We start from the raw sequence: 26,577 nt of genomic DNA on the forward strand, positions 1-26,577 counted from the left end.
TCCTCCTGTCACGTACGCCGGGAAAGCCTATCGTTTCTGATTTTTTCCATATCCGATGAGTTGTTCTGATTCAGACTGGGTCTTGTAAATAAACGATCGGATGAGACGCTGGGGGCATGGATACCTCTGCGACTCGTTTGATCGGCCCGCTCTACCACGGCACCCGCGATACTGCCGCCCGCACCATCTTGCGCGAAGGCTTCCGGCGTTCGCGCTCCCGCAGTTACACCGGCACTGGCATCTGCCTGAGCGAGTCACTTTCCATCGCCTACGAATTCGGGATGTATGAGACGGGCGGTTGCGTACTGGAGGTGCGACTGGCGCCGAATGCCCGCTGGACGGATCAACTGGACAGCAAGGCCACAAGCCGGGATGTGTGGGACGAGTTTTTTTCCGAGTCAGGCATGGATGCGGTGCGCAACTTCGGCGGCAATGTCTGGGTGGTGTGGAACCCGACCGTGCTGGTGTCCATCACCCGCTTGAGCTACCGCGAAGCGATCCGGTGCCTGTGCGCCGAGTTCGATGAGGATGGGCCGCAGTGTGGCTACAACGGCGTCGTTTCCGACTACGCGAACCTCTGGTGGAAGCAGGATGCCACCGACCCGAACCTCACGCGGTTTCCCGATCATCGCCAGCAGTTGATGGGGCGCCTGAAACGCTTTGTTGGCCGCACCCACTCGACGAGCGCCTGATATGCCTCTGGAAAAAAACCTGCGCGATCGGATTACCTTGGAGGAGCGCATGGCGCTGATCGAGGTCCGTCACCTGCTCGACAAGGCACAGCAGGCGTGGAATCGGATTGAGAGCGGCAAGCAGTGCGAATTGAACGCCGTGCACCACGATGAAAACTCGCTGGCCCACTGCCTGCAGTGGGGCACGCAGGCGGTGGAAGAAATGATGGAACTGACCAAGGGCGCAGGCAAGCTAGCCAATACTTGACGGGTGCCCCGAGGGGGCGGGGGGCGTTTTTCGGTCCGGGCATGCCCTTGAAGGCCGCCCATCCCGCGAGAGCATGAAGGTATCCCACCGCAGGAGACCCTCATGGAAACACCCGCCACGCCCACTTTGCCGCTGCGCCTCATTGTTCAGGGCAAGAACCCCCGCGAATACTTCGATCCCATCGAAATGGCCGACCTCGAAGCTGGCCTACGCGCCGCCGGTCGCGTCGTCCAGCCCATCATCGTCCGTCCCATTCCCGGCACCGATCTGTTCGAAATCGTGGCCGGCGAGCGCCGCTGGCGGGCCGCAAAGAACGTCTTCGGCGACGACTACGACATGCCGGTGGTGATCGAAGCCCTCAACGACGAAGAGGCCGAGGCCATCGCCGTCATCGAGAACCACCACCGCGCCCCGATGTCCCATGCCGAGGAAGCGCACGCTGCCAAGCGCCAGTTGATGCGCCACAAGGGCGACAAGGAAGAGGCGGCGGCGAGCCTGGGCTGGAAGCCCGAACTGCTGGAACGTCGGCTGGCGCTGCTGACCTGCACGCCAGCCGTGCTCTCTGCGCTCACCTGCCGCCAGATTCAACTCGGCCACGCCGAACTGCTGGCTGGCGTCCCACCTGACAAGCAGGATGCGGTGCTGACCGGCGTCCTTGCGCACAAGGTACCGGTGGGCGTGCTGAAAGAGCAGTTGGGCTGCTTCGCCCGCCAGTTGTCGGCCGCCATCTTCGACACTGCCCCATGTTCGGCCTGTCCGCACAATTCCGCCCGGCAGGCGGGGCTGTTCGATGAATCCCTCGGCGAAGGCTACTGCCAGCACCCCACCCACTATGACGAACTGACCCTGCTAGCCGTCGAGGCCAAGGTCCAAGGCCTGCGCGACCAGTATCCACTGGTCCACATCGTGAAGGCGACCGATGGCAGCGCCTATCTGCCGGTCGCGGTGGACGGCGAATTGGGTGTCGGCGCTGCGCAGTACACCGCCTGCCAAGGCTGCGCCTCGTTCGGTTGCGCGGTGTCTGCGCTGCCTGGCAGTTACGGCGACGTGACCCACGCGCAATGCTTCTACGCGGCCTGCCACACGACGAAAGTGGCGGCTTGGCGTAAGGCGCAACGCGAGAGCGGGCAAGAAGCCCCTTCAGGAACCGGCAAGACGCCGGCCAAGGGCAAGCCATCCGGCGCGGTGCATCCTGCTGCCACTGTTGCGCAGCCTTCGAACCAGACCCCGCAACGGGTGAAGGACTACCGCGTTGCCCAATGGCGCAAATGGGCGGCGAGAGAACTGATGGCACAACCTGTGCGCAACCGGCGCGTGATGATCGCGCTGGCCCGCGCCGGCCATGCCGGCGATGTCCGCACCGCCGAGTTCGGACAGGTCGCCCAGCGGATCGCCGGGCCGTGGGTAGTCGACCGCCTCGACTTCGCCACCATCCTGCCCGAGGCCGAGGCCATCGACCCGCAGCATCTGGAGCAGTTGATGCTGGCGGTCACCGCCTCGGCGGCGTTCGGCGTCGGTTTGCGCGATCTGGAAGCCTTGCTCAACTACCTGGAGGTCGACGAGGGGCGCCACTTCAAATGGAACACCGAATTCCTCGAACTGTTCACCCTGAGCGAACTGGAGTCCCTGGCCGGCGAGGTCGGCCTGAAAGCCAAGATGGGTGCGGTTTTCAAGCTGGCGCGGGCGAAGAAGAAAGGCGACTTCATCAAATCGCTACTGGCCGTGCCGGGATTCGCCTACGAGGGTACCTTGCCCGTCGTCATGCAGTACCCGCGCCGCGCCGTTTCAGCAGCGTCCATCGTTCAGGCAAACGACGACCTCGCGGTTTCAGCGGTCGAGTCTGCCGAAGAAGCCCTTGCTGCCTGAGCGGCTCAGCCACTGGCAAACCCCCAATGCCTTCGTAGCATGGTCTCGAAGGCATTTCTTTTTTGAAGGAGCGTGACATGACGATGTTCAAAGAGCTTTACGAATTGGCGACCAGCGCTGCGCTGACGATGGTCATCAGCGCCGACGAGAAGAGCGGGCGGATGACGATCAACGTGGTCCCGAAGCCCAAGATGGACGTGGACGAGCCGGCCCTGACCAAGGCATTGAGCCTGACGGCCACGCCGGACGAATTCGATGCGGAGTTCGTCGGGGTGTTGAAGGGCTACCGCGAGGTTCGCCAGAGCCTTGTCGAACAGGCCGAAGCGACACAGGAAGTGCTGCAAGCGGCCAAGGCGGCATCGGCTAAGAAGGCGGGCGAGGCAATGACCAAGGCGGTCAAGCCAGCCCCCCAAGCCGCCGCGCCGAAGGCCCCGGTCAAGGCGCAGACCGACACCGCCGATGACTTGGGCGATGACGACGCCGGGGCCGCTGGCCGCGCACCGCAACCGAGCGCTGCAACTACTGCCGACAGTGCTTCTTACGATCTGTTCGGCTGAGGTCCGGCCTTGAAAACGGGCAAGGAGGCGAGAGACTGATCGCAAGGGCCTCCCGGTGGGAGGCGCCAGACGACAGGAGCCAAACCATGACGATTGCAGTCAATGAAATCCGGCGGGTCTTCCGCTACAACGGTGTGCAGTTGCCCGATGTGCCGGGCATGGAGCCAAAGGAGGTCCGCGACCTCTACAGCGCCCAATACCCCGAACTCATCAGCGCCGAAATCGAGGCGGGAGATGTCGTGAATGGGGTGCAGGAATACACCTTCCGCAAAGCGGTCGGGACCAAGGGCCGGACCGGTGGCGAAGGCGAACGGCTTGCCGCCCTCAAGGCCGCTGTCGCGGTCGAGATTGAGGGCCGCACGGACGCCACCGGCAAGCTCGCTCAAGCCCTGACCCGGCGCGGCACGCAGGAGCGCGGTAGCGCTTGGGGCGCCTTCGTTTTGCGCACCCGGCGCGATGGGAACGAACGCCAGACGGCCCGCATCCTGCCGCCCAGCGACATGCTGGCACCGCTGCCATGATGGCTCTCGTTTTGCCGCGCATCGGCCCGCAGGTGCCGCGCAGCATCGCGCCGGGGCCGCTCTTGGCGGCCAACGCCATGGTATCGCGCTTCCTGATCGAGGCCGAGGCCTTCGACGAGGCCGACATTCCGGTGACCTGGAGCGACTCTCTCGACGCCTGCCGGCAGGCGCTCGATGGCTGGCTCAAATGCCAGATCGGCGCGCTGCATTGCCTCACGCCGCGCTTTGCACTGCATATGGTGTCCCGCGATGGCGAGTCCTACCGCTACTACGGCAGCCAGCCGCCCAAGGACTTCGACTTCAATGCGGTGGAAGCATCGTGGTGCGAATACCACGAGCAGGAATGGCCGGTGGGGGCGGGGCTGGAAGCCTTGAGCGCCCGCCTGCACGGCTTGGGCACGGTCGTTCTGCATGTGTTGTGCCGCCAGAGTGCTTTCGTCTATCCGCTGTTTACGCCCGACATCGCCTGTGACGTGGCGACCTATCTCTACTGGTGCGGCGAGGATGATGAGGAAGCCGCCCTCGATATGAACTGCGGTGAGGACGAAGAAGAACGCGAGGCGATGCGGGCCGAGATGGTCACCAAGTCCATGCTGGAGGCGTCTTTTCCCGCATGGACACGGCGCTGGCCGCGTGGGCTGGAACTGGCGCAGTGCGCCCGCTTCCTGCGCCGGGCGACCAAGCGTCTGTCCGATCCGGGCGCCAAGGCCACTGCCGAGGATGCGCTGGCGCTGGCTACCTTGGAAATCGACGACAGCTTCCGTCCCGACATGGAGGGTGAGTTCGTTGGTTTCGGCGCGGTGCTGTCATGGCGCGACGGGGACGTGACCACCCGTATCTACGACGATCTTCTCGAACTCGCCCATCAAGGCGAATACTACGAGCACATGGGCGAGGTCCAAGTGCCGTTGGACGACCCCGCTGCCTTCGGTGCGTGGCAGCAGGCGATGGCCAGCCGCTTCGCGGCCATTCGGCTGATCGACCGCTTGATTCATCACCTTTCGGCAGGAAACTGATCGTGGAGGTAACGACCATGAACCAAGCCGAGTTTTTCATACAGGCCCCGAGTGCCGGCACCGTGCATCTGCGTCGGGCGGTCCTGATCTACGACGGCCAGCAGGGCAGTGCGCTGGCCACCGTGCATGACATTGAAGAGGTCGATGGCGAACCCGTTATCGGTGCCGGGCAGGCAATGACACCGCGTGCGGCGATGGACCTCGCCAAGGCGCTGCTCAAGCGCGCCGCCCACGGTGGTTTCCTGCCGGAGACGGTGCTCTACATGGATGGCGACCTGATCGTCTGGTGGATGCCGCCGGCCCGCCGCCACATCGCCTTTCGCGTCGACGCGGAACAGGCAGAGGCCTTCGGCGGGCAGGAACGCGGGGAGAGCGTGCCACATCCGGGACTAGTCTTTGCAGCATCCAGTCGTGTCTGGCGGGTCTGGGCGGTGAAGGGGGCAGGGCGCCCGACCCCGGCCACGGCCTTGTTCCAAGTGCCGTACTTCAACGTCAACGTGCAGGGCAACATCTGCCACGGCAACGCGCCGGTGCCCGAGGGCACCACGGTCGAGAAGATCGCCGCGTGGAACGATGCCTTCCTGCGCAGCTATTTCACCCACCCCAACGGCCCCGGCAAGCTGATTCGCTATCGCGGTGGCGCTTACACCTTCTGGCGGGACATGCTCGACGGGCGATTCCAGCGCTTTCCCGAGCGAGTGCTGGTCGATGTCAAAACCACGCTGGGCGGGCTACTCGGCCTCACGGAGGAGGCATGATGGATGTGCGCGACCTCGCCTTGCAAGCGGTCTGCCCCGTCATTGCCGCACCGCGCTTCGGCCCGTTGCCCGACATGGCGAACGGCCAGCGCATCATCCTCGCCGCCAACGGTGTCTTCGTGCAGGTCAAGCTCGACTGGCTGGACTGCATCCAGCGGCTCTCGCCCGCGCTGCCGATCACGCTGCCCTACGGCGGCATCGAGGAGCGGCTTGCTTTCACTTTCGGCGTATTGCCCATCCGGGTGATCGAGGCCTTCATCGAAGCCGCTCGCCGGGGCCTGCCCAACGAAGTGGCGGGAGCGCTGATCTACTCCCGGCGCAACCAAAGTCTGCGGCTCGCGCTGTGCGAACCCATCGAGGTATCGCCTCACCAGATCGATTACCGGGTGCCGACGATGGATGCCGACGAAACGCTGGCCGTGGACCTGCATACCCATGGCTACGGCAGCGCGTTCTGGTCGGCCAAGGACGATGGCGACGATCAGGGCATCAAGGTGGCCGGCGTGTTCGGCTGTCTGCACCAGCCCAAGCCGCAAGCCCTGTTTCGGCTGGTGGTCAACGGCAGGTTTCGCCCTTTGCCCCATCCGTGGCAGGCCGACACCGACACGGCGTGTGACGTGGCGCCTGACCTTGAGTCCGGCCTGCTGCGCCGGATACTGAATTTCTACCAAGGAAGGAGGTTCGGACCGTGGAACACCTGATCGATCCCGCATTGCTCGACCGTCGCGTCAGTATCCATCTGGGCGGCGTCGGCGGCAACGGTGCCCAGATGGCGGCCTGCCTCGCTCGCCTCGACATCGCCATGAAGGCGTTCGGCCATCCCTACGGCCTGCACGTCACCGCTTTCGACGCCGACCGGGTGAGCGAGGCCAATGTGGGCCGGCAACTCTACAGCCCCGCCGACATCGGTAGGCACAAGGCCATCGTAACCATCCACCGCCTGAATCAGTTCTACGGGCTCGACTGGATCGCCCATCCGACGCGCTACGAAGCCTTCGAGACGAACCGCTATTCGCCGCTGAGCGCCGACATTCTGGTGAGTTGCGTGGACAGCCGCTCGGCGCGGCGGATTCTGCATGAGGCTGTATTCGATGGCGGCGGGCGCTATCGCTATTGGCTAGACCTCGGCAACACCGAGGCGAGCGCTCAGGTGGTGTTGGGGCAGGGGCCGCGCCGGGCAAAGGGCGAGGTAAACCTGCGCCTACCCTGTGTCACCGAACTGTTCCCCGAACTGTTGGACGCCTCGGTTCCGGATGACAACCGGCCATCGTGCTCGGTTCGTGTGTCGCTGGTTTCCCAAGGGCTGTTCATCAACGATGTGGCGGTGCGCTTCGCGGCGCAGTTGCTCTATGAACTCTTCTCCAAGGGGCGGCTCGACCAGCATGGCGTGGTGGTCAATCTCGACTCGAAACGGACCGGCCCCATCGAGGTCGATCCGAAGACCTGGGCACGCTTCGGGTGTGTCATGGCGGACGAGCGTCAGGACGAGGAAGAAGCGGTCTGAGTGCAAAGGGTCAGGCATTCAACGATGAATGGACGGGGTGAGGAATTGGTTATAAACTAGTCAGGTGACTAGTTTATTTGGAGGTCGTCATGAATACATGGCCAGTTCAGGATGCAAAAGCGAGATTCAGTGAGTTTCTGGCAGCTTGTTTGTCGGAAGGGCCGCAAATGGTGACCAAACGCGGGACGGAAGCTGCGGTGCTCGTACCGGTTCAGGAATGGAAGCGCCTGCAAGCGGCGGCGCGGCCTAGTTTGAAAGCGCTTTTGCTGTCCGTTCAGGCTCGCGGCGAAATCGGAATACCGCCACGGGGACGAGCCAGGCGTCGCAGTGTTGCCGAGATCGGGTGAGCGGTGTTTCTTCTCGATACCAATGTCGTCTCGGAACTGCGCAAGCCGAAGCCACATGGGGCCGTCGTGGCGTGGCTGGAATCGGTCGACGATGCGCACTTGTTTCTCTCTGCCGTTACCTTGGGTGAAATTCAGGCGGGCATCGAACTGACCCGTGAGCAAGACGCGGCAAAAGCATCGGAAATCGAGGCTTGGCTGGCGCAGGTCGCATCGGCCTACAATATCCTGCCGATGGATGCGGCAGCTTTCCGGTGCTGGGCAAAGCTCATGCACCGCAAATCGGATACGTTGTACGAGGATGCCATGATTGCAGCGACCGCGTTGGTTCATGGCCTTACCGTGGTGACCAGAAATACTGCCGATTACAAGGCGATAGGTATTGAGACCTTCAACCCATTCCAATGTTGGGGGGCTTAGGGTGGCGCGCTGTTTCCTCGATCACATCACCGTTACCGCCTTCTCCCTTGACGCAGGCGCTGCCTTCGTTCTTGAGACCCTTGGTGTTTTCCCGCAGGTCGGCGGCGAGCACCCGCGCATGGCAACCCACAACCTGTTGCTGCGCCTCGGCGACTCCACGTTCCTTGAGGTTATCGCGCCAAATCCTGCGGTCCCTGCGGCTTCGCGGCCTCGCTGGTTTGCCCTTGATAGCATCGGCTCTCAGTCGCCGCCGTCCCTCTCCACGTGGGTGGTTCGCACTTCAGATATCCGTGCCACTGTTGCCGCCTCCTCCGAACCACTTGGAAATGTCGAGCCCATGAGTCGTGGTGCGCTCAACTGGTTCATTACCATTCCCGCTGACGGTTCAGTTCCGCTGGACGGTATTGCGCCGGCGCTAATCGAGTGGCACACCGATGTTCATCCCGCCGCCAAGCTTGAAGATAAGGGGCTCTCTCTTGTCAAACTTGAGATCATGCACCCAAACCCCGACCGTGTCTCTCGGTTGCTTTCATCGCTGGAGCTTGATGCTCCGGTATCCGTGCTGTCGGCGCCGTCTGGTGAATCGGCGCGTTTGGTCGCGCACATCAACACACCCCAGGGGCTTCGTCTCCTGTCTGCCCACCAACCCCTCGTTCCAGGGGACCGCCGGCAAGCTGCGCTTGCCGGTTCGCTCCGGGCTGCGCCCTCCGCCGGCCCCTGAACTCAAACGATGGATGTGCCTTGGGGCAGTTGGGCCTGAATTAAGCAAGCGAGAGGTGATCTGTGATTGACCATCCCATCATCAAGCAGTTTGAAGCGCATGCTGAATTGCTGGACATTAGCGGCAGCGCCGAAGCCATCGACGATGCCGTCGTCCAGTTGGCCATCTGGATGGATACCCTGGAACTTGCCGAGGACGATGAGGCGCTACTTTGTCGCATCGGGGGAATCCTCTACCGGGAGGGATTGCGGCGCCGCATGGAAAGCTGAAGGAACTCCAAAGGCAGGAAAAGCGGGGGCGGGGAAGTTTCCCAGTTCCCCGTTTCGTTTTGAACGGGCCGCATGGCCCCAGTTCAATGCCCTCCGGGTGATTTTTCCGCATCGGATGTGCAGGGCAGGCTGTCTTTTGCCTGGTCCTTCAACGCCGCTTGTCGTGGCAGTAGCCCACCTAAATAAGCGCCTGCCGCCCTAGCGCGATTGTGTCCGGCCAGCCGGGCGGCCGAGAGTCTTGCCGCCGCGTCCTCCTCGGGAGGCACATCACCGCCGCCTCGGACCGGTGGCGTCCCGCCAGCCTTGGTCGTGTAGTGGTCGATCATCGCTTCATGGCGTAGCCCGTGCGCCGTGGCACCCAGGCCGTCCGCCGTGATGCCGAACTTCGCCATCACATAGTCGAAGCGCCGCAGGTTGTGCTTCAGACTGTGGCGAGGATCGCCCAGATGCGCCTCCTCTCCCGGAACGACTGCCTGGGCGAATTCTAAAGCTGCGATGCGTTGCTCTGAATCCAGTGGCACAAAGCGCCGCCTTCCACCCTTCGCGCCTTCCTTGATTCGCATGTAGTTGTCGGCCTGCCTTTCCCCGGGTGGCAGGCCTGTGGCTTCGAAAGGCACCACGCACAGATGCGGGCGGATCATCACTGATTCCTTGCGGCGCAGTCCGAACGTCCGGATCAATCCCAATGAAGCGCCGACGTAGCGGTCGAACGCAATGACCTGTTCAACCACGGCGTCGATATCGATGCTTGCCGCCGTCCAGCTCTTGTCGCGCTGAGCGTTTTCGTCGCGCTGATATTCATTGGGCGAGAGGCCGTAGTAGGCCGGCGACCGGATGAAGCCAGGTTTGCTCAGCCACAGCGCCAGTCCACGTAGGAAGCTCAGATAAGTCTGGATTGTCGCCGGAGCGAGTCTCTCTTCGCGCCAGACGGCGACGATGGCCCGGATGTGCCGGTCACCGAGATTACGGGGATCGGGTACGGTGGCGAAATTGGCCTTCACCTTGAGGTCTCGGAAGAAACGGCGCAGGAAGTCGGCCCGTTCCTGTCGTGTCTTGTGCGAGACCGTCTTGTCGAGCGCGGTGTGCTGCGTGTTGAACAGTTCCAGCAGCACATCGAGCACCTGTAGCGGATCGGCCTTGCCCGGCCGGTAGCGGCTCAGAATCTCGGTGGGCGTGAGTGAAGCCCACTCCTGACGGCGTGCTGGTTGGTGTTGGGCAGCACGGCCCGAGCCAATGGAACCTTGAGCCCGGCGGCGGGAATGGGAAGCGTTAAAAGTAGACATGGCAAATCTCCGAAGCGAGCCGTGCGCTGTCCCGTCAACCCACAGCAGATGTATTGGGTGGAATCCATCGGTTCGTTGCGGGCGCAGATTCCGTCGCGTCCGCAAAACGTGGTCGAGTGCTTCGGCACGGTGTGCGACCACGAGCACGCCACACCTACCCAGGGATTGCCGGTGTCGCGCCTTATGCACGGCCTCCGGCTCGGTCAGTCTTAAAAATGAAACGGTGATCCGTCCGCTTCCGCATTTCTGCGTTCGACGGGATTGGTGATGCAGCCTCGCCTCGAAGGTGGGGACAACATCGGCGCGAAGGTCTGGCCTTGCGCTACAGGGGGATCAGTCCTCGATTCGTAGCGTCATCCATCTGCATGGGTCCGCCCCTGACCGAAAGTCCAGGGCAGTACAGGCGTACGAGCGGCTTCACACGCGGAGCCCAAGAAGGCTTACACGACGTGTGCTGCGCAATGCGCGTGCTCGAACGATGACGGGGAACAGGGGCGTGGCATCGGGTGCCGGCCGTTTGAACCGAACGCAAGACACGCCCTCAAGGAGCATTCGACAGGGAACTGCCGGCAAGGTCTAGCGTTGCACTACGTTTGGAACAGCTTCGGGCAGGGTCTCAGGGACCGTGCCAACCCGACTCAAGGTCGGGGCTGAAGAGGCGGGTAACGACCGCAACGCCTTTTGCTCCGCGATGGAGCAGGCCAGGAGGCCTCGGGAGCCTGTAGTTCACACCTTGAGCGAGAGTAGGTCAATGGGGGAACCAGGTAACGGCCCCCAGATGCAGGGGCTTGCGGATGGCACTTGAAACCGAAACACAGGGTGCGTTTATTTTTCAGGCGAAGACCGGAGCGAGGCCAAATAAGGGCTTGACGGGCGCTAACTCGGCCTCTGGTTACCACCGTGAGCGTTTCGACTTCTTGCCGCAGTTTTCCCTGGGATAGCCGCTGGAAATGTGGCCTTGACGTACCCCGATCCAGTGAGAGCGTAGTGCGACGCGGAAGGCGCTTGGGCACCCGGCGCAGGAACTTGACTTTCATCGCAACTCAGGTCGACTGGACTTCGAATATGGTCGAGGCTGATTGCGATAGCCGGGGTAAGCAGAGCGGGTTTCGCGTGGACGGACCGTATCGGGATGCCGATGCTGGCCGCTCGCAAATCTATAGAGGAGCCTCACATGGACTATATCGTCAGAGCGGTGGATGTCGGTTTCGGCAACACCAAATACGTTAGTAACGTGGTCGGCAGCGATATTCGCTGTACCAACTTCCCCTCAGTCGCTTACCCAAGCATGCGCGAGCCCTCGGGGCAGCCCGGCTACGAGCGGCGCAAGACGGTCGCGATCCCGGTCAATGGTCTCTTCTACGAGGTCGGCCCAGAGGTAGAACTGGCTGCGGACACGTTCCGCGCAACCCAGATGCATGATCGCTACACCGAGACGCCGGAGTACACGGCGCTACTGAGGGGGGCGTTGGCCTTGATGAAGCAGCCTGAGATCGATCTGCTGGTCGTGGGGCTGCCGGTGGCGGCGCTCACGACCAAGAAGACGGCCCTCGAGAAAGCCGTGACCGGGACGCACGATATCGGCAATGGCAAAAACGTGGTGGTTCGCAAGGCGCTGGCCATCGCCCAGCCCCAAGGGGCATTGGTCGACTTTGTCGAACAGCACGGGAAGACGACCACCATCGAGCGGGAACAAAGCCTGATTCTCGATCCGGGTTCGCGCACTTTCGACTGGTTGGTGGCTAGAGGTATGCGCTTGGTGCAGAACAAGAGCCATTCAGTAAACCGAGGAGTCTTCGACATCCTGCAGGCTATTGCGGCTGAGATCGGGCATGACATCGGTACGCCTTACAACGATATCGAGGCCATCGATCTGGCCTTGCGTACCGGAAAGAACCCGGTGATTTACCAGAAGCCCTACGACATCTCGCGGGCCATGCCCATGGCGCATTCGATCGCCCAGCAGGCCGTGGCCTCGATGATGCGCTGGATCGATGCGAGTTACAGCTTCCAGAACATCATTCTGGTGGGCGGTGGCGCCTATCTCTTCAAGAAGGCGGTGAAAGAGGCGTTTCCCAAGCATCGCATCCTCGAAGTGAAGGACCCGCTACACGCCAACGTCCGGGGCTTCCAGATTGCCGGCATGAATCACGTGGACAAACTCTTCAGCGGTACAGCCACTGCGACCCATGGAGGTGCGTGATGAACGAGAAGAAAACGCTGGAGCACGAGACGATCCGCTTGTTGTTCGAGTTGGACCGGGCTGACGACACGCAACTGTACGACGACCTGATCCGCTTCAAGAAGGGAACAAAGCGGATCAACCGGTTGCGGTTGCTGGCGCGTGAAGGGGTGATCGGTCAGTTGAGCCTCTCCGGGGGCGGAATGGTGCCGCGCCTGGTTCAGGTGGCCGGTGCGAACGGTCCAGCCGCAGAGTTGCCGGCGGCACCGGCGATTGCCATGCCGCTCGCCTCGGAGGTGTTCGGCGAACCGATCACCGATCATTGATCGAACTTTGCGGATCAGGAGGATATTCATGAATCAGAAAAACTTTCGGGTCATCCATGGTTGGGTGGACGACATCCTGATGGATCATGCGCCCAGCGGCTATCGGCTGCGAGTTAGACAGGACGGCGGGCAAGTGGCCGATCTCGCTTTGGATCAGCCGGTTGGTTCGGTGAAGATTGAGGACGAGGTGAGCATCGTGGTCGCAAACTCGCGACCGGGCCGGGTGTTGGTTCTTATCGATCACACGACGGGCGATGGGGCGAACTTCCTTCGCGAAGGGAGACGCCGGCGGCCTGGCGAAGGTGAACTGCTGCTAATCTTGGCGACCGCCGGGTCCTTGGCAGTCGCCTTGGGATGGGTGGCCCTGCCAGCCTCGCTGTGCTTCGTGGTGCTTTACTGGCTGGTGACGTACCGAATCCCCGAGGCGAACAGACGGCGCGCTGCGGCACGGATCGATTACCTGATTGACCGGGAGTATTGCCGCTGGCACGCGATGCGGACCCGTAAGGGGAGCGTGCCGTGAGCGCCAATTGCCAGCCACGCTCCGGCCTGCGCGAGAGTGTCAGTGCATCGGAGCTTGCCCAGATGGGTGTCTGCGAGCGCTTGGTGCTATTCGAGCATCGTTATGGTCAGCGGCGCTCAGCTCAACAAAGAAAGGACATGGCTCAAGGGGGGCAAGAGCACCGGCGATTCTTCCGGGAAGGGCGGGTACAGCAGCCGGTACGCAAGGGGCCGTGCTTCATCGCCACCTTGGTGTATGGCGAGGGGTATGAGGTTTCGGTGCTGCGAGCGTTTCGCGACCAGGTGCTGTGTCGCTCAATGCTTGGCCGAGGTGTGATCCTTGCCTGCTACCGTGCGGCTCCGGTCGTGTGCCGGATGCTCGTGGGGCATCCGTGGCTGATTCGGCTGATGCACGCTTTGCTTCGTCCCATGGTCAAGATAGCCGCAAGGCTATACCGGCGGAGGGCAGGCGATGATTGAACAGACGATTGCTGGTGGCATGTTGATCCTCTTGCTAATCTGGGTGCTTCATCGCTTGAAACGCCAAGGGGATCAAGCTTGGTTACCGCGGGAGTTGCGACGGTCGACGCATGTCTATGCAGAGCAGCTATTCCGGGCACGTGGTCCAATAACCCTGACGGCGAAGGTCGACCGTGGATACCGTGATCCTGCCGGGATCATTATCCTTGTCGAACTGAAAAATCGGCAGCGTGACTGCGTATCCCCCGCCGACGTGATCGAACTCTCGGCGCAGCGGGTGGCTGTTATGGCGGAGACAGGAGGGCGGGTGGCCTTGCATGCCTATGTGATTGTGCAAGGACCATCGGGCCGCCGCGTTGCTCACCGAGTCGGATTGCTCGATGTTGGCGAGGTGAAAGCGTTGATCCAACGGAGGGAAGCGATTCTAATCGGAAAAGCAACACCTCGATGTTCGCGCTCAGTTCATTTGTGCAGTGGGTGCGGTTTCCGGCGACGGTGCATGGATCTGCCGTTGTTTAATGGTCCCTGAGGCGGCTTTCTTGCGAGCCGCCAGTGCTTTCTTGGGAGGTGTGTTCTTGGTGTCTGAGTCTGCAGCATTCGTCATATGGAGAGCCGCCAGTCGTGTCAAATGCTTACCAAGAATCTTCCAGGCAGCCTGCATTTCACGTTCGTAAGTATGCCGTTGATAAACGCGCTTCGTACGATTCTCTTCGATATGATTCAGACAATGCTCGACGACATCGGGGAGCACATGTAGCTGAGTCATGATTGTGGCGCCAGTTCTCCTCAAGTCATGGGGTCCCCATTTTCCACCTGGTAGTGTCAAGGCAGAGGTAGATTTGCTGCGCCGTTTCATCGGCTCGCTACTGCGTTGCCTATCCCCTAGCTGCTTGGTAATCGACTTGCTGGAGAGTGCCTTCTTCTTATCTCGGCCCGGGTAGACCCACGCAATATCGGGGTCGCTGACTGCTTTTACTTTGCGGAAGTGTTCTACTGCGAAATCTGACAGGCATACTTCGTGAGGTTTGCCATTCTTGGTTTCGGGGATGCGCCAGCGTCTGTTGTCAAGGTCAATGTCAGACCATTTTGCGCTCGATAGCTCCCCGATTCGGCAGAGCGTTGCAAGGACGATCCAAACTGCAGCCTCTGTTTGCGGCATCAGTCTTGCGGTGGGCAATTGGTGGAACAGTGTTTGAATTTCGGTTCGGCTCAGAACGCGTTCACGTTCAGTGTCCGGGCCGCCGATCTTGACCTTTCGGATACTCGCGGTTGGGTCGGCTTCGATGTAGTCTCGATCAACAGCAAACCGGAACATCTGCCGAACTAAAGAAAATACAAGTTTGGCCATCCGGTTTACGCCTCTTGCTAACAGAGGATCGGTGACCAGTGTGATGTGCCCTTTCTTGACATCCGTGACGAGGAAGGCGCCCAACTTCGGAAGCACATCTTTCTCGAACATCCGCCGGACTTCTTTACCCCCATCTTTGCGACGTATCAGATCGACCTCGGCCCAATGCTCGAATAGCCCTTGGACGGTGAGCCTAGCCTGCTGGGCGACAATTTCGTCAAGCCTCTTCTGTTGTTTTTCTACTTCTTCCAACTGGTCGACTTTGACCTTGAGTCGTTCCGCTTTGCGGCGTTCTGTTGGATCGTATCCACCGTCAACCTCTACTTTTAGCCGGTCTCGTTCGGAGCGGATAGATGCGAGAGACAATTTGGGCCAAGCACCGACAGAGATTTGCTTCACTTTGCCATCGAAGCGATAGCGCCAATCGAAGTAAACCGACGCCCCGTTAGAACCGCAGCGTACCGACCCAATAAGGCCACCATCTTCGCGAAGTTTCTTGCCATGGTCCTTGTTGCCAAGTGCCTCAAGTTCCTTGACGGTCAGCTTACCCATGCTTGCCTCCTTGTCGGGGATGGGTTAGTGGGGTAGAATTCCCCCCACATTTCCCCCCACAGATTTGCCGGATGTGGTTGGATTGTATGGGACGATACTGGAATGGTAAAGGTGTTTTTCTACATACAAAACAATGTGTTGAGATGGTTTCTGGGATGTCGTTGGATGCTCTGGGATACGCTTTTACCCTGATGGGGTGCAAGGGGTCGCGAGTTCGAATCCCGCCGCCCCGACCAAGAGAATCAACGAGTTAGGCCAATCTTCGGATTGGCCTTTTTCGTTTCTGGGGTTTCAAGTGCAAGATCAGGGAACAATCTCCCAAAGTTATGCTTGCCTCATTGAGCTCGTCGCTCCCAGTTTTGGCGAATATTGCCGCATAGCCAAAAAAATCCCGGCCACTTCGCCAAACCTCATGGTTTGGCGAAGTGGCCGGGAAACTTGATCTGCGTGGTATTTGTCAGTTCAGGTCTTTGGCAGGGTGTGGTTCGATACCCCGCTCAGACCGTTTGCGCCGTGATTAAAACTCAAAGTTTCCAGGAGCTGCGACGGCACAGCCCTGGTTTTTGACAAGCACGAGATTCCGGCTGATCGCTGCGGCGCCTGCATCGGGATCGATGCCAATCATCGCATCGGTACCAACGGTTTTGCAGGTGACGTAGCCGCCGGCAATAGGGTTTGCGCTGGTGATGCCGACGGATTGGAGGAGCTGGGTCAGCACGATGCGGTCGATGCCAGGCTGGAAGTCGGTGATGGTGTCGACGCCGTCGCGCAGGCTGGTGAACACGAACTGGTCTGCGCCGGTACCGCCGGTCAGGGAGTCGGCGCCGATGCCGCCGGTGATCACGTCGTCGCCTGCCGTGCCCGTCAGGGTGTCGCGACCTGCAGTGCCGCCGATCTGCTTGAGCAGATTCAGGCCGATGACAACCGGATCATGGTCAGACGAGCGATAGACCGTGTTCGTGTAGTAGTCCGGGCCGCAGGTGGTGCAAGCCGGCTGCTTGTACTCGAGGTTGTAATCAATGATGGCCGGCTCGTCGGCGTTGATACGCCAGTGGGCGGCTCCGGCAATCTGGGCACTCAGGCTGGGGGTGGCCAGGGCGTGATCGAGGTAACCGGCTTCCCCATCGAAGACGTAGGAGTAACCCAGGTTGTTGAAGCGGTCGACCTGATTGACATAGCCGGCAGCGGTGAAGTCCAGAATCGGGTCTTCCTTGCCGTAGGCGTTGAGGTCGCCAATGACGATCACGTCGGCATCGCCGCTGCTTGCCTGGAGGCCGGCAATGTAGGCGCGCAGTGCCTGGGACTGTTCGGTGCGAAGTGCATTCCAGCAACCTTGTCCATCGCCTTGATCGGCATCATCGCCGGAGGTTGGGCAACTGCTCTTCGACTTGAAATGATTTACCACGACGCTGAACTTCTCGCCATTGGCGGCAGAGAAAGTCTGGACCAGTGGCGGGCGGTTGTGGATTGTGTTGCTGTCGCTGACGGCGGCGCCCACGGTGCTGACTTTTCCTGGCTTGTAGATCAGCGCGACGCGGATGGCATCAGTGCCGGTGCCGCCATTGGGCAGGGCGACGCTGGCGTAGGTCCCGGCTGCGGTGGCGGCATTAAGTGCGTTGACCAGGTCGAGCACGGCTCCGTTGCCATTGTTCTGGATTTCCATGAGGCCGACGACATCGGCGTTGAGGGCTTTGATGGCGTTGACGATCTTCGCCTTCTGGCGGGCAAATTCGGCAGCATTGTCGGCGCCGCGGCAGTTGTTAGCGGCTGTAGCACCACCCAGTGCACAACCCAGGCCAGTCAGGCCTTCGGCGTTCTGGCCGTTGGTGAAGGTGGTGAAGTAGTTGAGAACGTTGAAGCTGGCCACCTTGACGTTGCCGCCGACCGCTTCCGGCGCCGTCGTCCGCGGATTGGTCCGGCTGATGACCGGTGCTTCCGTTGGCTGGATGCGGTAGTCGCTGAGGCCGGAACTGGTGCTGGTTGCCAGGCCGTAGTCGATGACGCCGGTCAGGCCATCGATAGTGTCGCCGGCGCGTACGGTGTTGTCGTTGGCCAGGTACGGGGTCGGGTTGACGTTCTGCAGGCTGGAGCCGTCATCAAGCAGGATGCGGCGGCGGGCATTGTCGTCGGCCATCGCCAGGGCTTCGGCGCTGCCGGCCGGGTAGCGGTTGGTCGGCTTTTCCAGGCGGCCATTGGCTGAAACCGTGAGTTGGCCGTAGCGGCCGAGGAAGTAGTTCTGGCCGACGGTGAGTGGGCCTTCGATTTGGACCAGCATGCCTTCGACATGCTCAAGATCGCCTTCGACGACTTCCGGGAAGGTGATGGTGGTCGGCGCGATACTGAGGCCGGAGGCGAGCACGGTAACTGCCGGGCTGGTGAGTTCGGTCAGCGGGTTGGCGACAGCCCCGGCCCCGGTGCCGACGGCGTATTCGGCCACCGTGGCGGCGACGCGGACGCGTTGTCCAGGCAGTACGGTGGGCGCGGAGCCGGTATAGACGTAGATGCCTTCCGAGGTGGTTGGATCGCTGTCTGGCGTTTCGTCCTGCATGAAGAAACCGCTGTTGATGACCTTGGTGACGACGCCTTGGGTTGTCACCTTCTGGCCAACCAGCTGGCTGGTCGTGCCACTGCCCTGGATTGCGTGGATCGCAGTGATGCCGCTGACCGTGACATTGACCGTGCAACTGGCGGTCTGGGCATCATCGTTGCCGAAGTTGACGACGACGGCGTAATTGCCGGCCGCCAGACTGGCGGCAGCATTGAGCGCGACCGAGGCGCTGGCACCGTCGGCTGAAGCGCTGGTCAGGGTTCCGAGCGTGAAGCCGGTCGGGGCGTCGGTGGCGAGGCTGGCAGTATTGACGCGGCTATCGGCGTCGGTGGCGGAAAGCATGATGCTGCCGGCTTCGCCCTGGGCCAGGCTGGCGGCGGGGCAGGTGGTGGTGATGGGCTGGTTAACTTCGCCGCCACCGGTGCCGTCGGCGCTGATCATGATGTCGTCGATGCCGACCCACTCGTCGCTGCCGGCAGCGTTGGTGGTCATGATGCGAAGTTGAAATTGCGCCTGGTCGTTGGCGGCGGCGGGCAACATGACGCTGACCGGGGTGACCTGGGTGGCGCTATTGGCGGTCGTTGCGTCAGCGACGTAAGCGGCCGGGACGTTGATGAAATTTCCGCTGCTGCCTACGCGGTATTGCAGGGCGACTTGCTGGATTGCGTTGTCGGCCGTGCCATCGATATCGCGCAGGTTGAAGGCAACCTGGATGTTCTGGAAACCGGTGGTGTTCAGATGGATCTGGATGAAAGGCGCGTCGGCGGTGCCCGAGCCCTGCAGCGCAATGGTCGGATTGGCGAGTTCAAATTCGGCGACGCCGCCGTTTGAAATGCTGGTCGAAGTCTGGTTGGCGATGACGTCGACGGGCGTGGCGGCGCCGTCGGCCAGAATGCTCTGCGGGTCGGTGCCGGTTGCTCCGGTCAGGCTGTCGCCGCGGTAGCCGATGATGCCGGGTACGCCGTTCCAGTTGCCGTTGGCACTGATCAGGCTGGTATTCGACCAGTTCTGGCTAAAGGGCAGGGATTGGTAGGTGGCATCGGCGAAGGCCGGCGCCATGGCGGCGACCAGACTGGCGGCGATGATGTTGCGGGCGAATTGATGGGGGGCTGAAGGGCGAATTTTCATGGCGTGTCACTCATGGCGAATATTGGATGGGCCGCCTGGGCGGGGAGAAAAGTCAAAAAAATGGCCCCCGCAGGAGCCATTCTCTGAATGCAGTGCTGATCAGGCGGCTTGGGAACGGCGGCGGGCGACCACACCGATCAGGCCAAGACCGGCGAGCAGCATGGCGTAGGACTCGGGTTCGGGAACCGGGAGGTAAACGATGGATCCGTAACCTGACTGATCGTCAACGACGTTTCCACCGCTCAACATGTCGTAGGCAACGTAGGCCTCAGAGGTATCGCTGAAGCCGGGAATGACACTGAACCCCAGCGTGCTGGTTGTGACCGAATACGAGAGGCCAAGAAAGCTCCCGTTCAGAAAGCTCACATCGGGCATCGCGTCGGCATTGCCAAACGTGTAGGTATTGCCGAGGAAGCTCAGGCTCAGGCTGTTCAGGCTGCGAATCTCGAGATTGACACCGGCCAGGCCAAGGTCATCGAAGCTGAAGTTGCCGGTGAAGCTTTCGCCGATCAGCGAGCCGGAATCCATCATTCCGGAAAAGCTGTAGGTAGCGGCCTGGGCTGCCGGCACGGCAGCGCACAGCAGGGTAGCGAGGGCGGTGATGCGAAGTAACTTGGACACAAGAATCTCCTGAGAGCAGAGCGGCGGGGCGGCATTTGAAAATCGGCCAAAATTTCCGGTTGACCGTGGAAGTGGCGGGACTTGGGCAGTTGCCCGGTCCGCGCCGCACGCCGAGGCAAAAAACCGCACGGGCCGGGCAGCCCGTGCGGTTTCACCGTTATGGATCAGCGGCTGCTGCGGCGACGGGCGACGCCGGCGATCAGACCAAGACCGGCCAGCAACATGGCGTACTGTTCCGGCTCGGGAACGGCGGTGACGGTGAATTCACCATTCAGCATGCCGGTCAGGCTGGCATTGATCGGCCCGGTGGCATTCATGTGGGAACCCTGGGATGCGGACAGGGTCAGGATGTCGCCGGCATTAGCCGTGAAGGCAAAGGAGACGTTCTGGTCGGCATACTGGTTGGTGTTGAAGCTGCCCAGCAAGGTGCTGCCGTTCATGACGCGAATACTCGTCTGGAAGGAGCCGGTGGCGCCGGCAAGGCTGTTTACCGATTGGGACAAGCCAGCAAAGCTGACATTGACGATCGAACCGATATCGCTGCTGTCGGCGACCACTTTCAACTGGATGGTTTTTTCCACCGCGACAGCCATGCCGAAGTAGTTGATGGCGTTGGCCGAGTCGAAGCTGACCGAGGTCGATAGATCGAGAGTCTGGCCATTGAAGAAGCTGCCAAAGGCCGAACCGGCATGGGTGTAATCCGTGCTGGCGTCGATCCCGGAAGCCATGGTCAGGACATCGCCGCCACCGGAAAGGTCGTCGCCTTCATATTTGAACGCTTCGAAATTGACCATGCCGCTATAAACGCTGGAAGCGGTGTAGCTCTGGACTTCGAAATGGGCCGCCTGGGCGGAGACGCAGCCTACCAGCAGCAGGGCAGCGACGAGAGGTTTGAGTAGATTGGTTTTCATGATGAGGTTCTCTAAATAGGGTCAGTTGGTCAGTTCTTGACGATGCGGTTCTGCGGGCCGGGGGCAACGCCGCTCGGGTTGGCCTGCAGGTACTTCTCGAAGGCATCGGTATCGACTTCGCCACCAAGGCGGTCGGTGCCGTTCTTGAGGACGATGAAGCCGTCGCCGCCATCAGCCAGGAAGCTGTTGACCGTGACGCGATAGCTGGCAGCGGAATCGACCGGCAGGCCGTTCAGGGTCAGCGAGGTGACGCGGGCGTTACAGGCATTGGCGGCGGTGTAGGCGTAGCTGAAGCCGTTGGAGATCTGAAGGATGCGTTCCTGAGTCTGGCCGTTGCAGCCGACGAACTGGGTTTCCAGTGCCGTCTTGATCTGCGCGCCGGTCAGGGTCAGCGTCACCAGGGAGTTGCCGAAGGGCTGGACGGTGAAGGCGTTGCCGTAGGTCACGGCGCCGTCGTAGGCAAAGCCGGCGGAAGCCAGGTTATACGGCAGATCGGCACGGATGCCGCCCGGGTTCATCATGGCGATGACGGCACCGCCGGTCGCAGCGCTGGCCGTGGCGGCCAGTTGTGCATCAGCAATGACGTCGCCAAGGGCGGATTCGCCGGCGGCGTTGTTCGTCTTGGTAATGCCTGCCGTGATCTTGCCGATAACGCGGCTGGCCGGGACGGCGGCAGCAGCATCGTAGTGGGCGACGAGGTCGGTCAGGGCCGGGTCTTCGGCGGTCGCCACACCGGTGCCGGTGACCAGATTGGTGGCAGCGATGCTCAGGACGTTCTTCGTCTTGGTGTCGATGACCATGTCAATGTCGGTCAGGTTGCGGCCGTACTGGCCGGCCGACGTGACGCGAACCGGCTGGCCGTTGCTGTTGTTGATCAGGCAGTTGTAGGCAGCGTGGGTGTGGCCGGAGATCACCAGGTCGACTTCCGGATGCAGGCGATTGACGATATCGACGATCGGGCCGGAGATGCCGGTGCAATCGTTGATGGTGGACGTGGTATCGAAACCGCCTTCGTGGATCAGCACGACGACGCTCTTGATGCCCTGGGCTTGCAGGGTCGGGATCAGTGCATTGACGGTGTTGGCTTCGTCGCGGAATTCAAGACCGGCAACGCCGGACGGCGAGACGATGGTCGGCGTGGCTTCGAGGGTCATGCCGATGAAGGCGACCTTGTTGCCGAGGAAGTTCTTGACGCCGTAGGCCGGGAAGACGGTGCTGCCGGATTCGGTTTCAACGACGTTGGCCGACAGGAAGTCGAACGTGGCGCCGGCGAATTCGCCGTTCTTGAGGTCTTGCGGCAGGCCAAGGCCCGAGAATGCGTCGGTCGGGTGGTTGCCGCCCTGTTTCATGCGCAGCAGTTCGGTCTTGCCTTCGTCGAACTCGTGGTTGCCCACCGAGTTGAAATCGATGCCGATGCGGTTCATCGCTTCGATGGTCGGCTCGTCCTTGAACAGGGCGGAAGTCAGCGGGCTGGCGCCGATCATGTCGCCGGCCGAAACGACGGCGTTCAGGCTGTTCTGGGCGCGCAGGGCCTTGATCTTGGTGGAGAAGCGGGCGACGCCCGGGTTGCTGGACGAGCCTTCGCCAGCCTTGATGTAGCCGTGGAAATCGTTGAAGCCCATCAGCTTGACCTTGATCGAGTTGCCGATGCCGGAGGCCTGGGCTGCGGCCATCAACTTGTTACGCTCGATGGCGCTGATCTTGCCGGTCTTCAGAAGATTGAAGGTGACCGTCGAAACATGCGAAAGAAAAGTGGCCTGGCTGCCCCACTGTTGTTCGTCGTCGAGAATCTGGTCATCGATAGTGCAGGTACCGGACACGGCGCGATTGGTTACGCCGGAGTTGTAGGTGCCGAAGGTAACACTGGTCGAAGCGTCGGGGCAGGCGGCGAAGGCCGGTGCGGCGAAGGCACTGGCCAGAACGAGGGCCAGGGTGGAAAGTTTGAACATGAAAATCTCCTTGGGGCAGCGGCCAATCATGGATTCAGCCGGCTGTTTCAAATGTGGCCCGACCGAAGCGACAAGCCCCGGTCGGTTGTCGTGGGGCTTAGCGCTTGCTTTGGCGACGGGCGATCACACCCATCAGGCCAAGACCGGCGAGGAACATGGCGTAATTCTTCGGCTCGGGGACGGCGGTGACGCTGAATGCGGTGGTGTTCAACGCTTGCCCGGTGAATTCGCCGCTGCCTGCCATCGTCCAGTTGGCGTTATTGAAAACCAGCGGTGCGTAGGCGCCAAAAGTGGCCAGGCCAGCACGGGTGGCGGCGTATTCACCAAAGTCGGCATCGTTGCTCAGAGCGGTGGCATTGAGGCCGATCGTCAGGCCGGCGTTGGTAATGTTGGCCAGGGCGCTGTTGGCTTCGGTGGTGATCGCCGTCAGAAAGGTAGTCGGTGCAGCAGCGCTGGTGCCGAGGAATGCGTAGAAGGTTTCATCGCTCTTCGACAGACCGAGGTTGGTGCCGGTGCCGGCAGCCACGCTCAAGGTACCAATAGAAGCCGAGATGACGTCAGGCGAGGCGTCGATTTCGAGGAAGCTGACGACGGTGCCGGCGGCGATGGTTTGGGTGCCGGAATTCCACACCAGTGAGTGCTCGTTGGTGTCGTTCCAGGCGGAACCGTTCCACTCGTTGTCGCTGAAGTAGACGGAGGTGTTGGCGGAGATATCCTTGAGGGCAACGATGGCCCAGCTATCTTCGTCGGCGTTGAAAGATGTGAAGGCGATATCACCAGCCGACAGTGCAGCGTGAGCGTTGATGCCGGCCGCAGCCAGCAGAAGAGCGAGAGCAGTCTTGCGAATCATGGCATTCCCCAGAGTTTTGGTTGGTTGACGTATTCCGGATACGAATCCGGATGGGCCAAGAATAGGGAGTCGGCATGACAGGCGTTGATACGCCATGCCTGATAGATATGATCTGAACGGACTAGTAAACGGTCAGCGTTGCAACAAATTGGCGGATGGCGATATGCACGGATGCCAATCGACGTGGCGCTGTTTTGGCTGGCCCGAAATTGTGTGCCTCAGTGGGCCTGCTGACCGTAGCGGGCCATGATTTCACCATGCTGTCGCCATAGGCGACGCAAGCCTTCAACGCCGAGATCTTCGCTGCTGCTCGCTTCGAGGCGAAAGAGCAGAATCATCATGGTGCGCAATTCCTGGCAGATTCGCGGATCGATGCTTTCGTTGCGCCAGGCGGCCTGGTCGCTGTCCAGAAAAAAGCGAATTGACGCGCGATTGCCCAGGTCGACACCACATTGAGGGGCAAGCTGAGCGATCAGCTGGCGCAGGGCCTGCATGTCTTCGGGCGGATACTGGGTGTCGGAAACTGACTGTTGCATCGATATCTCCCTTCGTCGTGGCCGGTGCTGGCGCGATGGCACTGTGTCCAGGGAGTATTGCGACCTCAAGTTTCAGCCGTATGAAGCGCGGAGCGGAATTCAACTGGTATATTTACCTGTCTTTAACACGCCTGTAATGCTGGCTTCCTACGATAATAAGATTTTGTAACGGTTCAAATTGATGCACACCCGATTCGATAGTGCTCTGAAGCAAGGCTCGGTTTTTCTGCTCCTGGCAGTTTTGCTGGGTGGGTGTTCCCATCCGGCCTATCGGGACGGCCTCGATTTCATGGCGGCCGGCAAGAAGGAGGAGGGGGTCGCTTCTCTGGAAAAGGCAGCGCGTGATCGTCCGCGCGATGCCGAGATCAAGGCGGCAATGATTCGCCACAAGGGCGAGTCGGTCGATGCCTATCTCGATGATGCCGATCGTCAGCGCTCGGCCGGCAAGCTAGATGCTGCCGAAGCCGCTTACCGTCGCGCACTGGGTATCGATGGAAGGAATACGCGGGCCATCCAGGGCCTCGAACAACTCGCGGTCGACCGAAAAAATGCCGCCAATCTGGCCCAGGCCGAACAGTTGTTGAAGAAGGGCGACCTGCTCGGTGCCGAGCGCGTGGTGCGTACCGTACGGGCCCAGGACACGCTCAATCCGGTGGCGCGCAAGCTGCAGCAACAGATCGATGTGTTGCGCGAGAAGGAAATGAATCCGTCGGCCAACCCGGCCGTCAAGGCGGCGCTGGCCAAGCCGGTCGTGCTGGAATTCCGCGATGCGACACTGAAATCGGTCTTCGAAGTGCTTGCCCGTTCGTCCGGCCTCAATTTCGTGTTCGACAAGGACGTCAAGGGTGACACCAAGGTGACCTTCTTTGTCCGCAACAGCCCGCTCGAAGACATCCTCAATTTAATCCTGAAAACCAACCAGCTGGAAAAGCGCCAGCTCAATGACAACAGCTTCCTGATCTACCCGAACACGCCGGCCAAGGCCAAGGAGTATCAGGAACTGGTGGTGCGCAGCTTCTATCTGGCCAATGCCGACGTCAAGCAGGCGCAGATACTGGTCAAGACGGTGGCCAAGAGCAAGGACGTCTTTGCCGACGAAAAGCTCAACCTGCTCATCGTCAAGGACACGCCGGACGCCATGCGGCTGGTCGAACGGTTGATCGAGTCACTCGATCTGGCCGAGCCGGAAGTGATGCTGGAGGTCGAGATTCTGGAAGTTACGCGTAGCCGGTTGAACGAGATTGGGGTGGATTGGCCGGATTCGGTTGGTTATGGCGCTCTGCAGCAGACGATCACGACGACGACGAGCACGGCCGCCGGAATTTTGCAGAACGTCGTACCGGGCGGGACGCTGACACCCGGCTATATCAGTCTCAAAAATGCTTCCGGTCTGACCAGCTTCGTCGCCAACCCGGGCTTGACGCTCAATCTCAAGGGCCAGAACAGCGATACCAACGTGTTGGCCAACCCGCGCATTCGCGTCAAGAACCGCGAGAAGGCGAAGATTCACATCGGCGACAAGCTGCCGATATTCACCACCACCTCGACGGCCAACGTCGGCGTTTCGGCGTCGGTCACCTATCTCGATGTTGGCCTCAAGCTCGACGTTGAATCGAATGTCACGCTCGACGACGAAGTGTCGATGAAGGTCGGGCTGGAAGTGAGCAGCATCGTCAAGGAAGTGTCCGGCCCCTCCAGTTCGCTGGCTTATCAGGTCGGCACGCGTAGCGCGAGCACCACGCTGCGTCTGAAAAATGGCGAAACCCAGGTGCTGGCCGGGTTGATCAACGACGAGGAGCGCAAGTCCACCAGCCATATCCCGGGGATTGGCGAAATTCCGGTGGTTGGTCGTCTCTTTGGCAGCCAGCGTGACACCTCGGTCAAGACGGAAATCATCCTGCTCATCACGCCGCGCGTGCTGCGTAACATTCATCGGCCGGACTTCGGTCAGCCGGCCTTGCCGTCGGGTACCGAAGCGGCCGTTGGTTCGGCGCCGATGATCATCAAGTCGCAGGGTCCGAAGTCGCTGGCCGTGGCGCCGCGCGGCGGCGTCGCAGCGGCCGGTGGTGGCGGGCCACGTTTTGGCGCGGAAGTCGTTGATCCTGGGCAGCCGGTGCCGCCGCCCGTTTTCGAGGGGCTCCAACTTGGCGGGCCGGCAGAGGCTATCGCTGGCGCCGAGGTCGATATCAGCGTCATGGCGCCGGGGCAAACCAGTGCCTTGATGGTCGATGTGGCCTACGACTCGACGCTGCTCGAGGTGGTTCAGCCGGCGGCGGTATCGCCCGGACGGATACTGCTGCGCGTTGATCAAGGGCACGGCAGCCTGCGCCTGCGCGTCCTGCCGGGGGCCAAGGGCGATACCCGGATCGACGTGACCGGGGCGACGCTGGAAAGCGGCGAGCCTTACTCCGGGGCTGCCGTTTCGCATGCGCTCAAGCTGAACTAGC

Annotated in this window: 26 protein-coding genes; 18 read left to right on the forward strand and 8 right to left on the reverse strand. The window is 61.2% G+C overall.

The genetic code is table 11. The features are described 5' to 3' along the window. Positions 1-116: 116 nt before the first annotated feature. The 13 genes from WBK19_RS09985 to WBK19_RS10045 all read left to right on the forward strand — a co-directional run bounded on the left by WBK19_RS09985 (position 117) and on the right by WBK19_RS10045 (position 8,915). Positions 117-692, forward strand: a complete 576-nt coding sequence (locus tag WBK19_RS09985; protein ID WP_011288276.1) for a hypothetical protein — start codon at positions 117-119, stop codon at positions 690-692. 1 nt (position 693) lies between these two features. Then, positions 694-939, forward strand: a complete 246-nt coding sequence (locus tag WBK19_RS09990; RefSeq protein ID WP_011288275.1) for a hypothetical protein — start codon at positions 694-696, stop codon at positions 937-939. Positions 940-1,041: 102 nt separating this feature from the next. Next, positions 1,042-2,805 carry a PRTRC system ParB family protein gene (locus tag WBK19_RS09995; protein WP_511289297.1) on the forward strand — a complete coding sequence of 588 codons (1,764 nt, stop codon included), beginning with the start codon at positions 1,042-1,044 and terminating at the stop codon, positions 2,803-2,805. A gap of 77 nt (positions 2,806-2,882) precedes the next feature. Beyond that, positions 2,883-3,362 carry a PRTRC system protein E gene (locus tag WBK19_RS10000; RefSeq protein WP_011288273.1) on the forward strand — a complete coding sequence of 160 codons (480 nt, stop codon included), beginning with the start codon at positions 2,883-2,885 and terminating at the stop codon, positions 3,360-3,362. A gap of 86 nt (positions 3,363-3,448) precedes the next feature. Then, positions 3,449-3,883: a PRTRC system protein C gene (locus WBK19_RS10005; RefSeq protein WP_011288272.1), complete on the forward strand. Its 435-nt coding sequence runs from the start codon at positions 3,449-3,451 to the stop codon at positions 3,881-3,883. Continuing rightward, entirely contained in the window at positions 3,880-4,899 is a 1,020-nt protein-coding gene (locus WBK19_RS10010; protein ID WP_511289299.1) for a PRTRC system protein F, read from the forward strand. Before WBK19_RS10005 ends, WBK19_RS10010 begins: the two co-directional genes overlap by 4 nt. A 17-nt stretch (positions 4,900-4,916) precedes the next feature. Next, the gene (locus tag WBK19_RS10015) at positions 4,917-5,657 is read left to right on the forward strand and encodes a PRTRC system protein B (protein WP_011288270.1); all 741 of its coding nucleotides are present in this window, start codon (positions 4,917-4,919) and stop codon (positions 5,655-5,657) included. Beyond that, on the forward strand, positions 5,654-6,358 hold the full coding sequence (locus WBK19_RS10020) for a PRTRC system protein A (protein ID WP_011288269.1): 705 nt from the start codon (positions 5,654-5,656) through the stop codon (positions 6,356-6,358). The genes WBK19_RS10015 and WBK19_RS10020 overlap by 4 nt, the downstream gene beginning before the upstream one ends. Next, on the forward strand, positions 6,346-7,161 hold the full coding sequence (locus WBK19_RS10025) for a PRTRC system ThiF family protein (protein ID WP_511289301.1): 816 nt from the start codon (positions 6,346-6,348) through the stop codon (positions 7,159-7,161). The genes WBK19_RS10020 and WBK19_RS10025 overlap by 13 nt, the downstream gene beginning before the upstream one ends. Positions 7,162-7,250: 89 nt before the next feature. Beyond that, a complete protein-coding gene (locus WBK19_RS10030) occupies positions 7,251-7,508 on the forward strand; it encodes a type II toxin-antitoxin system Phd/YefM family antitoxin (protein WP_511289688.1) in 258 nt (85 codons plus the stop codon). 3 nt (positions 7,509-7,511) lie between these two features. Continuing rightward, positions 7,512-7,925 carry a type II toxin-antitoxin system VapC family toxin gene (locus WBK19_RS10035; RefSeq protein ID WP_011288266.1) on the forward strand — a complete coding sequence of 138 codons (414 nt, stop codon included), beginning with the start codon at positions 7,512-7,514 and terminating at the stop codon, positions 7,923-7,925. Between the two features lies 1 nt (position 7,926). Next, the gene (locus tag WBK19_RS10040; RefSeq protein ID WP_011288265.1) at positions 7,927-8,646 is read left to right on the forward strand and encodes a VOC family protein; all 720 of its coding nucleotides are present in this window, start codon (positions 7,927-7,929) and stop codon (positions 8,644-8,646) included. Positions 8,647-8,708: 62 nt separating this feature from the next. After that, on the forward strand, positions 8,709-8,915 hold the full coding sequence (locus WBK19_RS10045; RefSeq protein WP_011288264.1) for a hypothetical protein: 207 nt from the start codon (positions 8,709-8,711) through the stop codon (positions 8,913-8,915). A gap of 83 nt (positions 8,916-8,998) precedes the next feature. Here WBK19_RS10045 and WBK19_RS10050 read toward each other — a convergent pair whose 3' ends face one another. Next, positions 8,999-10,198, reverse strand: a complete 1,200-nt coding sequence (locus WBK19_RS10050; RefSeq protein ID WP_511289304.1) for an integrase domain-containing protein — start codon at positions 10,196-10,198, stop codon at positions 8,999-9,001. 1,174 nt (positions 10,199-11,372) lie between these two features. Here WBK19_RS10050 and WBK19_RS10055 point away from each other — a divergent pair. Genes WBK19_RS10055 through WBK19_RS10070 form a run of 4 tightly spaced genes read left to right on the forward strand, consistent with a single transcriptional unit; the run spans position 11,373 to position 13,687 of the window. After that, positions 11,373-12,401 carry a PRTRC system protein D gene (locus tag WBK19_RS10055; protein WP_041224390.1) on the forward strand — a complete coding sequence of 343 codons (1,029 nt, stop codon included), beginning with the start codon at positions 11,373-11,375 and terminating at the stop codon, positions 12,399-12,401. Further along, positions 12,401-12,706, forward strand: a complete 306-nt coding sequence (locus tag WBK19_RS10060; RefSeq protein WP_511289306.1) for a hypothetical protein — start codon at positions 12,401-12,403, stop codon at positions 12,704-12,706. The genes WBK19_RS10055 and WBK19_RS10060 overlap by 1 nt, the downstream gene beginning before the upstream one ends. A 28-nt stretch (positions 12,707-12,734) precedes the next feature. Beyond that, positions 12,735-13,229, forward strand: coding sequence for a hypothetical protein (locus tag WBK19_RS10065; protein WP_511289308.1), 495 nt, complete (start codon positions 12,735-12,737; stop codon positions 13,227-13,229). Continuing rightward, the gene (locus tag WBK19_RS10070; protein WP_511289310.1) at positions 13,226-13,687 is read left to right on the forward strand and encodes a CFI-box extended C-terminal domain-containing protein; all 462 of its coding nucleotides are present in this window, start codon (positions 13,226-13,228) and stop codon (positions 13,685-13,687) included. The genes WBK19_RS10065 and WBK19_RS10070 overlap by 4 nt, the downstream gene beginning before the upstream one ends. Before the next feature lie 457 nt (positions 13,688-14,144). Here the strand turns inward: WBK19_RS10070 and WBK19_RS10075 are convergent, their stop codons facing one another. From WBK19_RS10075 to WBK19_RS10105, 7 genes are all read right to left on the reverse strand, one after another. Further along, a complete protein-coding gene (locus tag WBK19_RS10075) occupies positions 14,145-15,587 on the reverse strand; it encodes a tyrosine-type recombinase/integrase (protein ID WP_511289312.1) in 1,443 nt (480 codons plus the stop codon). A 517-nt stretch (positions 15,588-16,104) separates the two neighbouring features. Continuing rightward, positions 16,105-19,263 carry an ExeM/NucH family extracellular endonuclease gene (locus WBK19_RS10080; RefSeq protein WP_511289314.1) on the reverse strand — a complete coding sequence of 1,053 codons (3,159 nt, stop codon included), beginning with the start codon at positions 19,261-19,263 and terminating at the stop codon, positions 16,105-16,107. Between the two features lie 99 nt (positions 19,264-19,362). Next, a complete protein-coding gene (locus WBK19_RS10085) occupies positions 19,363-19,884 on the reverse strand; it encodes a PEP-CTERM sorting domain-containing protein (RefSeq protein ID WP_511289316.1) in 522 nt (173 codons plus the stop codon). A 164-nt stretch (positions 19,885-20,048) separates the two neighbouring features. Then, entirely contained in the window at positions 20,049-20,795 is a 747-nt protein-coding gene (locus WBK19_RS10090; RefSeq protein WP_511289318.1) for a PEP-CTERM sorting domain-containing protein, read from the reverse strand. A gap of 29 nt (positions 20,796-20,824) precedes the next feature. After that, entirely contained in the window at positions 20,825-22,744 is a 1,920-nt protein-coding gene (locus WBK19_RS10095; protein WP_511289320.1) for a bifunctional metallophosphatase/5'-nucleotidase, read from the reverse strand. Between the two features lie 97 nt (positions 22,745-22,841). Then, positions 22,842-23,594 carry a hypothetical protein gene (locus WBK19_RS10100; RefSeq protein WP_511289322.1) on the reverse strand — a complete coding sequence of 251 codons (753 nt, stop codon included), beginning with the start codon at positions 23,592-23,594 and terminating at the stop codon, positions 22,842-22,844. 218 nt (positions 23,595-23,812) lie between these two features. Continuing rightward, positions 23,813-24,130 (reverse strand): hypothetical protein, encoded by a 318-nt coding sequence (locus WBK19_RS10105; RefSeq protein WP_511289324.1) that lies wholly within the window; start codon positions 24,128-24,130, stop codon positions 23,813-23,815. 181 nt (positions 24,131-24,311) lie between these two features. On the opposite strand from WBK19_RS10105, the gene WBK19_RS10110 reads away from it, so the two are divergent. Next, positions 24,312-26,576, forward strand: coding sequence for a secretin GspD/PilQ domain-containing protein (locus tag WBK19_RS10110; RefSeq protein ID WP_511289326.1), 2,265 nt, complete (start codon positions 24,312-24,314; stop codon positions 26,574-26,576). Position 26,577 lies beyond the last annotated feature (1 nt).

It is taken from the genome of Azonexus sp., assembly GCF_049652925.1.
In the GTDB taxonomy this organism is placed as follows: Bacteria; Pseudomonadota; Gammaproteobacteria; order Burkholderiales; family Rhodocyclaceae; genus Azonexus.

Bases quoted from the DNA above. Each gene is read 5' to 3' on its own strand.
- WBK19_RS09985 (WP_011288276.1), top strand. From the start codon at position 117: ATGGATACCTCTGCGACTCGTTTGATCGGCCCGCTCTACCACGGCACC.
- WBK19_RS09990 (WP_011288275.1), top strand. From the start codon at position 694: ATGCCTCTGGAAAAAAACCTGCGCGATCGGATTACCTTGGAGGAGCGC.
- WBK19_RS09995 (WP_511289297.1), top strand. From the start codon at position 1,042: ATGGAAACACCCGCCACGCCCACTTTGCCGCTGCGCCTCATTGTTCAG.
- WBK19_RS10000 (WP_011288273.1), top strand. From the start codon at position 2,883: ATGACGATGTTCAAAGAGCTTTACGAATTGGCGACCAGCGCTGCGCTG.
- WBK19_RS10005 (WP_011288272.1), top strand. From the start codon at position 3,449: ATGACGATTGCAGTCAATGAAATCCGGCGGGTCTTCCGCTACAACGGT.
- WBK19_RS10010 (WP_511289299.1), top strand. From the start codon at position 3,880: ATGATGGCTCTCGTTTTGCCGCGCATCGGCCCGCAGGTGCCGCGCAGC.
- WBK19_RS10015 (WP_011288270.1), top strand. From the start codon at position 4,917: ATGAACCAAGCCGAGTTTTTCATACAGGCCCCGAGTGCCGGCACCGTG.
- WBK19_RS10020 (WP_011288269.1), top strand. From the start codon at position 5,654: ATGATGGATGTGCGCGACCTCGCCTTGCAAGCGGTCTGCCCCGTCATT.
- WBK19_RS10030 (WP_511289688.1), top strand. From the start codon at position 7,251: ATGAATACATGGCCAGTTCAGGATGCAAAAGCGAGATTCAGTGAGTTT.
- WBK19_RS10050 (WP_511289304.1), bottom strand. From the start codon at position 10,198: ATGTCTACTTTTAACGCTTCCCATTCCCGCCGCCGGGCTCAAGGTTCC.
- WBK19_RS10055 (WP_041224390.1), top strand. From the start codon at position 11,373: ATGGACTATATCGTCAGAGCGGTGGATGTCGGTTTCGGCAACACCAAA.
- WBK19_RS10060 (WP_511289306.1), top strand. From the start codon at position 12,401: ATGAACGAGAAGAAAACGCTGGAGCACGAGACGATCCGCTTGTTGTTC.
- WBK19_RS10065 (WP_511289308.1), top strand. From the start codon at position 12,735: ATGAATCAGAAAAACTTTCGGGTCATCCATGGTTGGGTGGACGACATC.
- WBK19_RS10075 (WP_511289312.1), bottom strand. From the start codon at position 15,587: ATGGGTAAGCTGACCGTCAAGGAACTTGAGGCACTTGGCAACAAGGAC.
- WBK19_RS10080 (WP_511289314.1), bottom strand. From the start codon at position 19,263: ATGAAAATTCGCCCTTCAGCCCCCCATCAATTCGCCCGCAACATCATC.
- WBK19_RS10090 (WP_511289318.1), bottom strand. From the start codon at position 20,795: ATGAAAACCAATCTACTCAAACCTCTCGTCGCTGCCCTGCTGCTGGTA.
- WBK19_RS10095 (WP_511289320.1), bottom strand. From the start codon at position 22,744: ATGTTCAAACTTTCCACCCTGGCCCTCGTTCTGGCCAGTGCCTTCGCC.
- WBK19_RS10100 (WP_511289322.1), bottom strand. From the start codon at position 23,594: ATGATTCGCAAGACTGCTCTCGCTCTTCTGCTGGCTGCGGCCGGCATC.
- WBK19_RS10105 (WP_511289324.1), bottom strand. From the start codon at position 24,130: ATGCAACAGTCAGTTTCCGACACCCAGTATCCGCCCGAAGACATGCAG.
- WBK19_RS10110 (WP_511289326.1), top strand. From the start codon at position 24,312: ATGCACACCCGATTCGATAGTGCTCTGAAGCAAGGCTCGGTTTTTCTG.